16 protein-coding genes are annotated in these 14,300 nt (G+C 43.7%); 9 read left to right on the top strand and 7 right to left on the bottom strand.

Features of this window, described 5'->3' with window-relative positions:
- Nucleotides 1-214: 214 nt before the first annotated feature.
- Entirely contained in the window at nt 215-1,801 is a 1,587-nt protein-coding gene (locus A6E01_RS19690) for a hypothetical protein (protein WP_065211200.1), read from the bottom strand.
- Between the two features lie 78 nt (nt 1,802-1,879).
- Here A6E01_RS19690 and tnpA point away from each other — a divergent pair, with 78 nt between their 5' ends.
- Together tnpA and A6E01_RS19680 are read left to right on the top strand one after the other, a co-directional pair.
- The gene (gene tnpA, locus A6E01_RS19685; RefSeq protein ID WP_065211199.1) at nt 1,880-2,296 is read left to right on the top strand and encodes an IS200/IS605 family transposase; all 417 of its coding nucleotides are present in this window, start codon (nt 1,880-1,882) and stop codon (nt 2,294-2,296) included.
- 70 nt (nt 2,297-2,366) lie between these two features.
- Nucleotides 2,367-2,837, top strand: coding sequence for a hypothetical protein (locus tag A6E01_RS19680; protein ID WP_065211198.1), 471 nt, complete (start codon nt 2,367-2,369; stop codon nt 2,835-2,837).
- Between the two features lie 45 nt (nt 2,838-2,882).
- Here A6E01_RS19680 and A6E01_RS19675 read toward each other — a convergent pair whose 3' ends face one another.
- The 3 genes from A6E01_RS19675 to A6E01_RS19660 form a co-directional block, all read right to left on the bottom strand.
- Complete coding sequence (locus A6E01_RS19675; RefSeq protein WP_065211197.1) at nt 2,883-3,101, bottom strand: hypothetical protein; 219 nt, start codon at nt 3,099-3,101, stop codon at nt 2,883-2,885.
- A gap of 709 nt (nt 3,102-3,810) precedes the next feature.
- Complete coding sequence (locus A6E01_RS19665; protein WP_133152951.1) at nt 3,811-5,238, bottom strand: hypothetical protein; 1,428 nt, start codon at nt 5,236-5,238, stop codon at nt 3,811-3,813.
- 145 nt (nt 5,239-5,383) lie between these two features.
- Nucleotides 5,384-5,926 carry an NUDIX hydrolase gene (locus tag A6E01_RS19660; protein ID WP_065211194.1) on the bottom strand — a complete coding sequence of 181 codons (543 nt, stop codon included), beginning with the start codon at nt 5,924-5,926 and terminating at the stop codon, nt 5,384-5,386.
- Between the two features lie 197 nt (nt 5,927-6,123).
- Between A6E01_RS19660 and A6E01_RS19655 the strand changes: the two genes are divergently transcribed.
- From A6E01_RS19655 to A6E01_RS19645, 3 genes are all read left to right on the top strand, one after another.
- Nucleotides 6,124-6,720, top strand: coding sequence for an ankyrin repeat domain-containing protein (locus tag A6E01_RS19655; RefSeq protein ID WP_156744652.1), 597 nt, complete (start codon nt 6,124-6,126; stop codon nt 6,718-6,720).
- A 109-nt stretch (nt 6,721-6,829) separates the two neighbouring features.
- The gene (locus A6E01_RS19650) at nt 6,830-7,105 is read left to right on the top strand and encodes a hypothetical protein (protein ID WP_065211192.1); all 276 of its coding nucleotides are present in this window, start codon (nt 6,830-6,832) and stop codon (nt 7,103-7,105) included.
- A 197-nt stretch (nt 7,106-7,302) separates the two neighbouring features.
- Nucleotides 7,303-7,863, top strand: a complete 561-nt coding sequence (locus A6E01_RS19645) for an NUDIX hydrolase (RefSeq protein WP_133152927.1) — start codon at nt 7,303-7,305, stop codon at nt 7,861-7,863.
- A 185-nt stretch (nt 7,864-8,048) separates the two neighbouring features.
- On the opposite strand, the gene A6E01_RS19640 is transcribed toward A6E01_RS19645, so the two are convergent.
- Complete coding sequence (locus A6E01_RS19640) at nt 8,049-8,738, bottom strand: guanylate kinase (protein WP_065211190.1); 690 nt, start codon at nt 8,736-8,738, stop codon at nt 8,049-8,051.
- Nucleotides 8,739-8,920: 182 nt separating this feature from the next.
- Between A6E01_RS19640 and A6E01_RS21345 the strand changes: the two genes are divergently transcribed.
- The 3 genes from A6E01_RS21345 (at nt 8,921) to A6E01_RS19625 (ending at nt 10,847) form a co-directional block, all read left to right on the top strand.
- Nucleotides 8,921-9,292, top strand: coding sequence for a hypothetical protein (locus tag A6E01_RS21345; protein ID WP_156744651.1), 372 nt, complete (start codon nt 8,921-8,923; stop codon nt 9,290-9,292).
- A 53-nt stretch (nt 9,293-9,345) separates the two neighbouring features.
- Nucleotides 9,346-10,374: a hypothetical protein gene (locus tag A6E01_RS19630; protein ID WP_065211188.1), complete on the top strand. Its 1,029-nt coding sequence runs from the start codon at nt 9,346-9,348 to the stop codon at nt 10,372-10,374.
- Nucleotides 10,375-10,502: 128 nt separating this feature from the next.
- Nucleotides 10,503-10,847 carry a hypothetical protein gene (locus tag A6E01_RS19625; protein ID WP_065211187.1) on the top strand — a complete coding sequence of 115 codons (345 nt, stop codon included), beginning with the start codon at nt 10,503-10,505 and terminating at the stop codon, nt 10,845-10,847.
- 64 nt (nt 10,848-10,911) lie between these two features.
- On the opposite strand, the gene A6E01_RS19620 is transcribed toward A6E01_RS19625, so the two are convergent.
- Both A6E01_RS19620 and A6E01_RS19615 read right to left on the bottom strand, forming a co-directional pair.
- On the bottom strand, nt 10,912-12,450 hold the full coding sequence (locus tag A6E01_RS19620; RefSeq protein ID WP_065211186.1) for a Fic family protein: 1,539 nt from the start codon (nt 12,448-12,450) through the stop codon (nt 10,912-10,914).
- A gap of 185 nt (nt 12,451-12,635) precedes the next feature.
- Entirely contained in the window at nt 12,636-13,466 is an 831-nt protein-coding gene (locus A6E01_RS19615) for a metallophosphoesterase family protein (protein ID WP_065211185.1), read from the bottom strand.
- A gap of 229 nt (nt 13,467-13,695) precedes the next feature.
- Here A6E01_RS19615 and A6E01_RS19610 point away from each other — a divergent pair, with 229 nt between their 5' ends.
- Nucleotides 13,696-14,112 (top strand): hypothetical protein, encoded by a 417-nt coding sequence (locus A6E01_RS19610; RefSeq protein WP_065211184.1) that lies wholly within the window; start codon nt 13,696-13,698, stop codon nt 14,110-14,112.
- Nucleotides 14,113-14,300 lie beyond the last annotated feature (188 nt).

The following is a 14,300-nucleotide window of genomic DNA, read 5'->3' as shown; positions in this document are numbered from 1 at the left end:
ACTACTAATCATGTCGCTCACTTGAGCACTTTAGACAAACTCATGTTTAATAAGGAATTTAATGATGGATATGCAAACTTTCGCTTCAATGGATGGAAATACTTTATTGACGTCCTCACCCCACCTGCGCTTCGCTTGTCGGTGGGGGATTCCCGTTACAGGGCGCAAGAACGTGAGTGACGAATGCCAAACCTTAGTCCTTTGCTTGTGTAACTTATGCAGCAACAGGCTCCACTGGTGGTCTTTGCAGACCAGCACTCGAACCGAAAAACTCAGTCCGATTTGCGTGTTGGGTTACATGTTGAGCCGCTGCATCTAAGTGCTGTCGGGCACTCGACCAATGCGTTATCGCCTTGGTACGCTCAACTGTTAGTCTTGAATCACAGATACACCAAGCAAGGTAAGCCGAGTATAAGTCTCGCTGGTACCACTCTCCATCAACTTTAGTCCAACGGGCACTGAGTGACTTCTTGATGTATTGATCTGTTTCATGGTTGTATTGCGATAAACGCGCCTTAACGGTATTGATAAACTCAAACTTAGCATCAGCATTTTCGGCTTTACGCTTAATTGTTGTTATCAGTCCACTAGGGGCAAATGCGTTAATCGACTTGCCGAACATTTTTTGCCAGCCTTTCACACTGACCTTTTCCGTCACAATTTCATCACCCAATGCCAGAATATCATTGGCGATAATATCGTGATATTGCTTGCGCTTTGCCGCAAGCAATCGGTGTAATTCTACAATTTGGCTATTAATCTTGTGCCAGTGGTTGCTTTTAACTGTATCTCTTGTGCCTTTCTTGCGCTGCCAAATATGGACAGTCTTTCTGCCACGAACCTTAGCAACACGCTGATAATTATCGGCATTTAAAAGACGTTGAATACGAGCGCTCTTCCTTTGTAGCTTGGCTAACTTACCATCTAGTTTCTTAATATCCGCCACAAAACCAAGCAATTTTGCCTCTGTTTCGCTGTAGATTGCGATACTGTTCACTCCAATATCAAAAGCCACCCGACGTCCTTTCGCTTTAGCCTGCCCGTCTAGGTGCTTTTGTTTTTGTGGTGCTAAACCAGAAATCACACTCTGAACATAAAGACGTTCTTTACCTTTTACTGTTCGCAGGATGACGCGGTTGTATTTAATTTTGTTGCTCTGAATGTCAGAAAGAACATTTCCCTGATAACCATCAGTGTCTCGATCAGCAAGGAGGTTTAGCGGTGCTTCAATGCCTTGCCAGATTAACCGTGTAGGCTTTTTAGTTGAACCCATCTTAACCATAATGGACTCATGGGCATTAACTTCCAATGATCTGACGGGACGATGCTTTGATTTAAAGCGAGGGCGGCCAAACCCACTAAACATGTGACGCTCAATGGCATCCCAGGCACGAGTGGCAAGGCCTTGAGCAACCTTTGATGAGATGTGCTGATTAAAGTAGCAATTCACTCGCATCGGAGTAACACTTTTGATCAGATCATACTTTGTTAAGAGGTAGCTTTTACGTAGGGCGTTAAGCTCACCAGAGATTGGCTTTTTCTCTTTCTTTAGTGCAGAGATCTTCTTTTTCTCGCCTTTCTTTTCAGCGAGTTTAAGTGATTTGTTAATCACTCTAAGGCCATCCATAAGAGGCGAGTAAGAAGGGTCTTTTCGCATAACATCGAGCCGTTTTAGCCCGACGCCAAGAATCGAATTGTAGAGCTTTGTTGCAAGCTGCATACGCACTTTAACTTTTGATAAATCTTGAGAAGATGCACGCACAGAAAACTCTGTCACGTAGACAGTTTTTTTATCTTTCATGCACCCTCCTTTAAATTTACAAATCAGTGTGTGATAATTAAACTAACATAATACAATGACTTAATAAAGGTTTTGAATATGAGTGTGAAAGAAGGCTACGACAGAGGTAGGCATAGCTGCTTTTCGCTTCACCTCCATATCGTGTTCGTAACAAAATATCGCAGGAAAATCTTTGGAGAGGTTCACGCCCACCGCCTTAATGAGATTTTTCTGGATCTGTTACCTCAACATGAAGCGCAGTTTATCGAAGGAAACACCGACCAGGATCACTACCACTTATTAATCAAAACGACCCCAAAGACGCCAAGCATTGCTACGCTCGTTAACAGCTTGAAGGCGGTAAGTTCACGTAGGATGCGTAGGGAGTTTAATGATATCGCAGGTGCTTATTCAAAAAATGTTTTGTGGAGTCGAAGTTACTTTGCTGGTACTTGCGGGGGCGCAAGTCTTGATGTGATTAAGTCATATGTTGAAAATCAAGGGGCGTCAGAGTGACGCCTGAGCATTCACCACCCACCTCCTTCGGTGGGCGTCCTCTGCTCAACTAGGATAGGATTTATCAACCATGAGCAATTCGTTATTTCTAGGTATTCTAGCTATCGTTGCAGCAGTGGCTGCTTACATGCTTGCATTAAAAGCACTATCAACAATCACATCAGGCCTGCTTGCCGAAAGACATCGCGTTAACGATTTGATTTGCGAGCACGTCGATCCTTCCAAAGCACTGACAAGAACGCGCTACGCCTTGTTCTGGCTTCCGTTTCATACCGCTATCATCTGTAAACTAGTACCAAACCAAACCACAGCATTTATCTTTCCGGTCGCCTGCATAGCACTTGCCATCGCCACGATCGCACTCTTAATTGACATTAAAGCCGGCAATCGCAAACTCGCGATCATTGCTCGATTGTATATATCAATGCCCATCGTTTTGCTTGGTCAAATTCTCGCGATCATCACCAATATATTGTCCGCACTTCCGCACAGCCACCGCTACCAAGGCAACACCAACATAGTGACCTGGACGCCACGTTAAGCAAAAAAAAGACTCCAACAAAAAATGTTGGAGTCTTTTAATAAACTAGAGAAGAAAATTACCCTCTTCTCTTTTTAAAACTACCTTCAAATCACCATCTCTAACCACGTCCGCTACATGACCATCTAATACTAGATAGTCACCAACAAACCGCGCTGACTCAGTCGTCTCATTCACCTGACAGGCAAATGAAAAGGAACTCATTGAAATAAGTGCAATTGCCAGAATGTATTGGCCGATTTGTACAAGTCTTACGTTAATCATACTAAGAATCTCCATATGTGCCTTTCGGCTTTGTTTAATTGCTCGAATTATTCGAGTTACCAACATCATATGGACGCAATATTCAATCGAGACACACGTTACTTTTCAGACTTGAGCGAACAACAAGAACCAGTTTAATTTCCCCACACCATCCAGCGTCTATCCAATCTTCCCTACTAGGGTTCAGCGAGATTTTTTCTCTCTATCACCTGCTCATGCAGATCACCGCTAAAACAGCATAAGGAACACATCGCATATATGATTGAATTCTTCAAAGTTGAAATTAGTGACAATCACTTCAGGAAGCACACACTCAACATGGTTTGCTTCAATGGGGCATCAGCGGAACTCTCATTAGCCAAAATGCTACGCAGTGTGAAAGCTAACCTACCAACGCACCATTTTTCCGACTGCTTCAAGCAGAGTAACCAACAGCACTTATTGAGTAACCACGACGGCCCCTGCAAATTAATCAGGAGCTTCCATATCAATGAGAACTTTGAGGTTGTCACCTTTCTAGCATCAAAGACCAATACAGTTAATTTGAGAGAGTTTTTGGACGCACACTCCGAGGTTCACGAAGCGGAATTGGCACTAACTTGTTAGCGCGAATAACCAAAACTTTTTCCGACTAAAACCAAAAATCCCCGACCACTCTCAAAAGAGCGATCGGGGATTTTTCAGTTGTTAAGCTAGCGAATCACCCGATTCATGCTACCTGACCAATATCAGAAGGTACATACGCTTGCCTCGGCAGTCGGTCAGCCACCAAGTCAAAGAATCGACCCCTCTTCTTAAATCCACATAAGCGCTTTTCATGCTCCCTCAATGTGAACGACAGATAGCACATTCGAATCATCGCCAGTGAGTCCTCTGTAATGTGAAGATCGATTTCGTGCAATAACACAGCTTCATCTGGTGTATCAGAATCACTCCACTCGCATGAGTAAATAGTAATTTTATTAATCTCACCTGAGATAATACGGTCACTGTAAGACCAGACTTCATTCCATGTAAACTCTCGGATGATATGCAACGTTGAACCTTCAACATACATACTTTGCTTACTGGCCTTTAACTCGCTGTTCATACAACCCATTCGCTGCAAATGAAGCCCAAGCAATTTAATGTAAGTGATAGCAGGCTCTGCTCTAAGGCGTAAATAATGGAGATTACGAAAAGAAAGAGAACCCTCCCGCTCAGCTTGTGTCATTGAAGCAAACACCGACAATTCTCCATCTGGCGCACCGTAACGTGTTGTGCGGTAAGAGGCATCCAACACACCCACTTCAATAGCACGACCAACCGCGCTCGTGTAGATCGCAGTACCAGGCTCCACATTGCGAAAAACCCGACCAATGGTATAACTAAACACATCATGCAACTTTTGGTGATTGCCCGTATCTTTGACCGTCAACATCTCACGCCAAGCATTTGGGTGCTCAGATATGATTTCAGCGTACTTACGGTATTCCATATCTCTGTTCTTCAACATCCAGGATTCAAACTGACTTAAATCCAAAGTCCAAAGCACCGACATCGCTAACGGCATTGCTTCCTGCCTACCCATTGACGTAGCCAAAAAGAAAATAGCAAGACGGTTATCAGAATCCAACTTTGAGATGACCGCCGGATCGAGGTCCCGAACAGCATTAAACCATACGTTCTGAATAGGATTGTCATTCCAAATCATGCGAGTCAATTGAGCAATCTCATAAGATAACTCAACAATCAAGCGAACAAATCCCGCCTCGTAAGCTGATTTAAGAACGAGATAGAAATCGTGATACTGACCACCAGCATCCTCACCATTGAACTTGGCGTAGACACCATTAAAGTGAAAATCATTCGGCAGTAGCACATTACCCATAGGCCAATTACCGTAATAGTTTTGCGCCACATCATAGAACGGCAGTGGTTCTGGAATGCTACGCAACAGTAGAGTTGCATAGAGTATTTCACGATCACAATACACCGCCTCAGAACTGTGATAACCCTTTACTCGCTCCTTCACAAAGAAAACCTCAGCACCATTGGAGCACCAAGGCACTCCGCGTTTCTCAATGGCAGCCTCTGTTTTCTCCAACAGATTTTGACCGATAGATTTCATTTTCTCCAATTGAGACGAACGAGACATTGCTTACTTTACCTGTACTGTTTGTTTTCGCGAATGGCGCAATTAAAAACAACAGTCGAAACTTTTTCGCCTTAAGCCAGTTTATCTGCGTAACATCTCGCAAAAAAGGAGGCCTAAGCCTCCTTTTCTATGACAATTGCCTTGCTTAACTGCAGAAGTTGAGCAGTATCAAATAACTGTTTGGCTCTACAACCTGACCTGTATTAAGCAACTCACGCACCTCTTCCTTACTGAAGTAACGAACATCAGAGATTGCTTCAGTACCTTCACGAACCGGCTCGTACTGCTCGCCAATTTCCACTTCATATAAGTGAATCAGCGTCGGCCCTGGGATCTTACCTACTAGCTCGATAGACTTAGCGACACACCCCGTTTCTTCATACAATTCCATTTCAGCGCACTCTTTTGGCGTAATATGATCTTCTCCAAAACCCATTACAATCTGCCAGCCCCATGCGCGCCTAACGTGCCTAAACTCTCTGATCAGCATGATTTTGTCATGCTTCCTTGGAATCACAGCGACGCCATAGTCGACATTCCACAAAAATCGAATGTAATGGCCTTTCGTACCATCTGGGAACCGCACCATATCATTGTAAAGAGTGGCGAATTCATTCTGAAAAACTGGCAACTCTCTTACTATCTCAATCTCGCCTTTCTTGTGATCGCCCAAATACAAATCTGTCATTTCTATCAACACCTATCTAAATCAATTACGACCGATAGAACAAACAACTCACTAAACGCAAGCTCTTATGCTTCCGAAACGCTTAATAACCAATGTTTACCAATTGCGAGATATCTCGAAGTTTTCTTACCAACAGATACAGACAGGCAAGGCAAGGGCTTAAAGTTCCTACAAATAACAAACAACGAGACATCACCTTGAACAAGAACAATATATCCATGGCTGACATTCAATCACTACTAGGAACACAGCCAGAGCGGACCATGACTCGCGCCGACAAGAAAATCATAAAACTGTGCTTAGAGAAAAAGTACGAACAAATCATGGTTCTACCCAAGAAAGACCTTGCCGCGTTCAGCAACGAGCAACGCCAGAATCTCGCTCTTGTTGCTGCTATTTTGGATGACGTAACGTTATTCAATATCGCCGTTAACGCTGGAGTAGACTTACACCAACGTGATATGGATAACTTCTGGCTAATGGACATTTGTGTCGAGAACAATTCACTGCGAGTCTCAGAACGCGCTCTAGCAATCACTACCGTTAAAGAATCCATTAACTCACAATCACCAATAGGCTTCACCTGCAGCCACCACGCCGTAATGCGCAGTCGATATGCCCTACTGGCTACACTCAAAAAGGCCGGTGCCAATTTCAACATCGAGAACGCAGTAGGCCAAACAGTGAGTAAACTCCTTGGTGAATTCCTACCTAGAGGCCCTAAACATCTTCACCTAGAAGACTCAGAGGAAGACGCATTTAACTCATTCCTTTCTTGGAGCAAAGCACAATAAGGATCTAGAACCGAGCAGGCCGTGATTGGAGCGCTCCATTAGTGCTTCATCACAATCCTACTCAACAAGAATTTGGACTACGACAGCTATCAAACAAACAGGAGCTGTCATGAGCCTCAAGCAACAACTAATGCACTATGCCGTTACTCAATTTGGCGATACTGCGCAGATCTACTTTCTCAGCGAGAAAGACCTGATCATAAAACACAATCAGACACATTCTGATCGCCTATCAATCTCCAAACTGGTTGAGATGTTTGATTGCTCCACTACCGAGGCAGAAAACCTGTTCGTAGGATATTGGTCAAAGCAGATAAATATTACCAACTACAAAGAACTGCAGAAGAAACTACGATATTTAGATTCGTTTGATTTCCGAAGCTAGACAAGCGCAGGCCTCGGCACAATTGTTGAGGCTTTTTTTCCGCTCAAAATCCTTCAGTACGACCACTACTTCCTTTCCATTTCATGCTGACTTTTATTGCAAACTTGCCAACTTCTTTGCAATTCTGTATCCCCACACCAACTTAATGAAGACACATTTTGACTACCACTTTCTTTCACTTAGAAGTGGTGGCGATCATGACTAATAAAGGTAATTACCGAAAAGGCGAAATTGAACTACTTTGCCAACTACCCGTCTTCGACAACGAGAACATGACGATTTTCAATGACAAGGTGAGTTATAAGAACGGACGTATTGGATTTGAAGTACGAACAACTCGAAAGAAGCATATCGAACTTTCCATCATCACAAAGACAGAGGATGGACGACTATTACTGGTACGCGAGTATCTGCACCAACTTCGTGACTGGACATGGAAAATTCCTACCGTTAATACCCTAAAGACCAAAACACCACAAACTGAGGCGCGACTGTTTATTGAAGAAGCCACTCAACACAAGGTAAACAGCATCAAGAATCTGTTTTTAATGCCTGAACTGGTACCAAACGAAGAATGGCTTATTGCGACGACAACCGATAAACCAACACTGATCAAAACGGCTCTGCAGCAATTCTCAATACAAAAGGCTATCGCCTTCACACCTGAGCAAGTTCAACTACTCATCGCTACTGGCGAAATCAAACACAGCCATTCCCTGCTGGTGGCATTAAGCTTCACAAAACTCGAAGGTGTGTAGAGTCAAACACCTCGCCACCATAATCTGCACTTTTTCAGTAAGCACAATCCTACTTTAAAAGTGCAGGGCAATAGACTGAATTGGGGCAAGAACAATGAGGCCTGCGAGAATAATAATTGTCGTAAAGATCGCTTTTAATATTTTAAGAGTTAAAACGATTCGACTATCAATCTTTTTAGCCGCCACTATTGCTCTGCCTTTAATTCTCTGATGACTGCAGTAATCATTTCCGCTGTTGGGGACCACCTCACAGGTTCAATCGTTGCAACGTTAACGAAATCATCAGAACGACCGCACATCACCGAATGAATATCGAACAGCATGTGATGAAATGCTCGAATGTCGTCACAGATAGTACAATACACATTAGCGTTCACCATCCTCGCCCACATAGGCTCAACCTCTCTCGCATTCACAAGCGACCTTGCTACTTCCTCATATCGTTCATCAGTCGGATTACTGCCCAAGCGACTCTTTAATCGCTCTTCTTGCAATACAGACGGGCAATCAATAAATACTGTGACCACTCTGATATTCGCATCATTAGAATAACGCCACTGATAGCTGCGCACTCCTTGAGGATCTACTATCGCATACACAGTGTCGGATTGAGCAAACAGAGCCGTTAGGGACTGCACATCCATGCCGTACAAATGCCCTCGAACCTCAGCAGATTCAACCAACTCACCTCGAGTAGATTTTGCCATCAATGCAGATTTTTCAACGAAGTGATAATCTCGACCATCCTTCTCACCTGGGCGCATTGGCCTTGATGTTGAAGTAACTGCTCGCTTAAAACCAAAGCGATCTAATACCAACGCAAAAGTGCTCTTTCCTGAACCACCAACACCTGCAACCAATAACAAAGTTTTCACAAAATTCTACCGCTTATCAATAACATGAACGCAGACTACCAACTCAGTGAAAGCATAATAGGCAAATGACGTTTTCTACGAGGCACCTCGCAAATTTCTCAATACCAAGGCTGTTTGGCTATTAGGCGAACTGGCGAAATGTTATCAAGCCAACACACGCCAACACCGAAGAAAAACTCAAAATGAACCAACTGTATATTCATCTAATTGACGCCGACTCGATAAGCAACACTCGACTGAAACACTTATGCCACAATATCTGCAATAGCAGCAAAACAATTGGCTATATCGCTCATAACGAGCACTGCCCAACCAGAACCGACATTATTCACAACTATGCCAAATTGGGCATCACCAACATTCCTTCCCCAAAAGTTAAGAACGGTGCCGACTTTGCTTTGGTCTTCCTTCTGGGTGAGATATTTTCCACTCACCAAGACAAACAGAAGAAAATCCTCATTCACAGTAATGATAACGCTTTAACTCGCGCCATCGAGTGGGCCTGCGCTCGTAAATTCACCCCCTGCCAAACCCTTACAACACCCAAACTTTAGCGAACCAGACTCCGTTATATGCTCGATGTATTCAAGCAAACGGAGCTCATCGCATGAAATTGACGCACATAAAAGTAACCACAAAATCAGACCCAGAAACCGCACTAATCCTAAACGGGCACACTATTATTAAAACCACGCGGAGCAGAGGCGAAGATATCGCAATCCCCTCAATCACTGGCCACCGCATAGCCAAAGCACTCAATCTGAAATTAGAGCACCTGAACGTAGACAAGAAAGATGATGATTGGGATTGGAACCAACTACTCACCGATCATGCACTCGCACCATGCAATGCATGCAACCGTGAACTACGTCTAGATGGTTATTGCTCAAATGACGAATGCCAATACCACGATTGGCCACAGACTGTAGATATTGGAAACCTCAAAGATATCGACTCAGTCACCCTCAAACGTATTCCAGTTGACGGTATCGCGTTCGCTGATGACGACACTATGACCATTCATTTTGACGCCAGTGAATACCTATGTAACGCCAAGAAATCTGGGGCATTACTCAAAGCCATTACCGAACTGAATGATTGTGAATGCCGCGACTTCTACCCAGATAACAGCATCAGTTCAACCCTCCAGGGCCACGCAAAAACTGTCTATGAATATCAAACTCTACTCGGCGGATTCCGATGTCACATTGATAGCAACACTCTTACAAACTGGCTTAAGTCACACCAACCAGAACTGATCAATGCACTCACCCATATCGTCAATGAGCACGATTCAGACCAACTAGGCGATTCGTACAAAGGCGACAAGTCACTTGCCGGCATTCATGGAGACAAAATAGAAGGTGTGCTAGTTGAATTTACTCGCGATGGCACTGTGTGCTGGGATGATGATAGTGAATCAAATGAGCCGATTCACATTGTCAGGAAAGGAGATAGAGTTTGGCTTGTTGATTTTAAGCAATTGGATGATGGCACTTATACGCACTCAATAAGCGGTCATAAAGCCACGATATTCACAAACTCGAAAATAAAGACAATCTACAAAAGCTGGGACGTAGGTTACGACCCGGCAATGAACAACACTCGACTAGACATCAGCCCAAAACACACCTAATTAACTATCCCTTTTAGGTTAAAAAAATAGCACTAGAACTAGAAAACTAAATGTAAAGTGAGAAAGGTCGCCAACCAAGAAATCCTGGCAATCTTAATTATCAACTGCTTTCTTATGAGGTAAGCACAATGAGTTACGAAGTAGTCAAATTAGCATGTGAGAACCTGACGCAACTAGAAAAAATGAAACTGGCGCAATATTTAATTCAGACATCGGTGCAAGCGATGGAGAAGGAAAAGCCCAAAACTCAAGTGAAAGAATCAGCAAGCCCAACAAAAGCTCAAGTTATATCGACGGTTCAAGAGCGAGTGCTGAAAAGCAAACCGGCGAAAGAGACTTCAATGAAAAACTTTGTTCGAGCTATGTTTCAGTTTCAGGGGGGGATATCTGAAGCTGAAGTCGACAAAATCATTAAAGATCTAATGCGCAAAAAAGTCTTTAGAATCGACGGCGCAAAAGTTATCTATCTTTAGCAGAGATTGGCATCTTGTTGTTGATGCCAATTATTAACCATCTGAGAATACAAGAAAGCCTCATTCAGCCTGGCATAACTTCACGCAAGAACCTAGCGAAAGGACCGATATCACCATCAATGGATGCACTCTCTAGCGCATCAAGATATCGATCCCGCTCTGCCACTGGTACCACAGTCCAGCGATAACCACCCATCAAGAACATTAAATTCATTACAAAGCGGCTAGTACGTCCATTCCCATCAGGGAAAGCATGTATATACCCCAAGAAGAAGTGTCCAAGCACCGCTTTAACAGCAAAACTAGGCTCTTCAACCATTAACTCCTTTAGTGCACCCATGCAATCCATCAACTGTTCACTCTGAGGTGGCATATGCCTTGATGTCCTAATGATAATCGGCCCCTTGCGATACCCTACGATGTCACGCTCACTAATAATACCTGCCGTAACACACGGCCTAAATAACGAGGTATATATTTCAGTAAGACTCACATCAAGTAGATACTCTAAGTCTAGATCTTGCGACCCTTCCCCATGTACTTCCTGAATAAACCCTCGCACAACCTGAAACGCCTCATAATAACCACGAGCCGCCAAAGCATCTCTTTGCTGTTTATCGGACTCTATAGATTCCGCATCCCACTCACCACTAGCCACCCGACTAATCAGTTCCTCAGTAACCGCATAACCTTCAATCGACAATGAATTGTAGGCATCCGACACGTAAACCTGATCTACCGACTCTAGCAAGTCACTCAAAGGAGCTTCAAAGAAGTCAGAACTGGGTTTATCAGAGAAAATTTGCTCTACTTCATCTCGGAGTTTCCGCCAAAGCAAACGAACTCGGACAGCCGCTGCAGACTCTTGGCGTTTATTTCCTATGCTTATAACAGGCTCAGCAAACGGATTCACCGCCTTAACCGGCCCAAGACCCGCTGCGCTAATCATACTATTCAGATTTCGGGAACTCGCCTTTTGCCCCACCTCTAAATAGGCACCAATCAAGCGATTAGCCGATTGAAGGTTCTTAGTAACAAGCAAGCTATCAGCGACGGCATTTACATCAGACTGCCCCAATGCGATTTGCACCGCCAAAGGATTAGAACGATAGATGGTTGGCGCAAGATTCGCTAAGGCAAACTCCAACGAAAGCAAGCGCACACCCTGATAATCAACAACCGCTGGTGGCCTTTCCGGGCTTTTAATTACCATTAAGCTCATGTCATTAGGCAACGAAATATGCTTTGTCGCTCCGTTGCTAGTGAAAACGACGAGCTGCTTAGGTAGAGAGTTATTCACAGTATGAAGATCGATAGATGCCTCTGGATTCAACCAGTAATCATCACCATAAGACTCTTTAAGATACAAACCTACGAACTGCCAAATGGATTGATACCAAAGAGCTGAACCACCAGCATCACCTACTGTTATGTCTGCATCAAACAGATACCATCCACGTACAATCTGCTTAAGATACCCTTCTTTAACCAAAAGCGTACGAACTGTTGATTTAAGCTGCGCACTACTCACGATATTGCCAAATCTAACCGATGCAGCATCTCTCAGCGCTGATGCCAGCTTTTCATTACCTGTCCTTGCCATAACGACACCCTCCCGTCAGCACTTTCGCGCCAAACCAAACCCTTTTAGTTAGGTAAGTGTATCACTCTTAGTTACGATTTTACATTACTCTCAGTTACGCTAACAGGTTACTCTTAGTTACGCCAAAAGATTACTCTCAGTTACGATTGTAGGTTGCCTCCAGTTATACCAAACAACCAATGCAATCAAAGGAAAAACTCCATCATCTGATAACGGCCTACCGTCTCTGCTTCAAAGTTTCCTCTAGGGTTCTTATAGCAAGGCACCGAACCGAGATACGACACACCGCGAAGACCATGCTGGTGCCCGTATGCCATCACCAAACTTTCCTGTTTAGCGATCAAATTTCTATCCAGACCCACCGAATCATAAGATTCATCACCATCACATAAATCATCGAAAGGAACATGATGCGTAACAACCACTTTTTTGTTTGAGACATTAGCGAGAAGAAACTGACCAATATCTTTAACCGCTTTCTTATTCTCTTGATAAATTCGGGTCGCAGGCAACTTCCTATAAATACCATTAACCTTTAACTTGATTCTTCTACAATCAAACGGGATATGACCCAAACTGGAATCGGGATAACTGGCCGTCATCTGAGTCATCAAATATTCATCGTGACCGAAATTACACCAACCTGTCGACCCAAAAATTGTAACGTCATTGAAGGACACTTCATCACCACAAAGTACAACCACGTTAGGGTAACGCGAGCCATACTCTCGAAGCTGATCTAATGACTTTGTGTACTCAGAACGCCAAGACTCATGATTCCCTGGCACGACTACCACCAATTCAGCCTCAGCACTGTACTTATCAAGAATTAACTTCCACAAGTCCTCATACCGCACCTCGCAAGCGTCACCAGCTATCAGCACAACATCTACGCCATTCGGAGTATCTGGCAATGAAATGCAGCTTGAAACTAAATGACGGGTACTGCGTTTTGTATAGAGAATCTTAGATTCTTCTAAATGAAGATCGCTAATAAGACCAAAGTGAGTTTTCATGAGGCCACCAAAGACAGTAGATGATTTCGAAAACCTACCACGTTCGCGATTAGCAACTCGGCCTACGCACAAACAACTCTCAGGCTCACTGCGTTTCTTCGAGGTAATTCACAAGACACTCAACGAAAAACATCAACATACCACCGCAGACCGGTTATCTGACCTACCACCGTTGCACTCTGCATCTTGCAGTCAATAAACACGCTTAATCGCAAAAGAAGGAATCGTGATGTCAAAAACAAAAATACTGGCAGCATTTGAGGTCGAAGGCTTAGATATTCGAGGCAAGCAAGTTAACTTGCTTGAAGTGACAGTGAGCTACCATAAAGGTGGACACAACAACCTAACGTCCACCTACGAAACGGGTGGTTACTACATTGGCGTCCAGGTCGCTAAAGAACTCCCTAATAACCTTGTTATTTATAGCGGGTTCTCCGGAGGCTCTATCCTGCTCGTGGAAGCCGGTCGCTTTAGTGCTAAAAAGATGGATAACATCGCACAAGAAGCACTTGGAAGCGATACAGTTCGTAAGCAAGTGGAATTCCTTATTAACAAGTACGGACCGCTACTTAAAATCAAGCCCAATCAGAACATGCATGGAATTAACCTTCCAGACTGCATGTTACTAGAACCGGCCACTGCCTAAACCCAAAACCCTGCGCTTTCAAAGAGCCAGGGTTTTCTTTTGTCATTTTAATGAAAACTGCCAAACATACGCTTCAGATAGGCAGCTAATTTTGACATACAAAAAGTAAAGCGTGGCAAAGCGCTAGATGTAAAGTGACATAACATCTCCGAATTATCCTGTTACACTGCGCCTTAGTTTTTTTTAAT

The organism is Vibrio breoganii, assembly GCF_001677275.1.
Lineage (GTDB): Bacteria > Pseudomonadota > Gammaproteobacteria > Enterobacterales > Vibrionaceae > Vibrio > Vibrio breoganii.
Note: the sequence above shows the minus strand (reverse complement) of the source record. Positions and strands in the feature narration are given on the sequence as shown.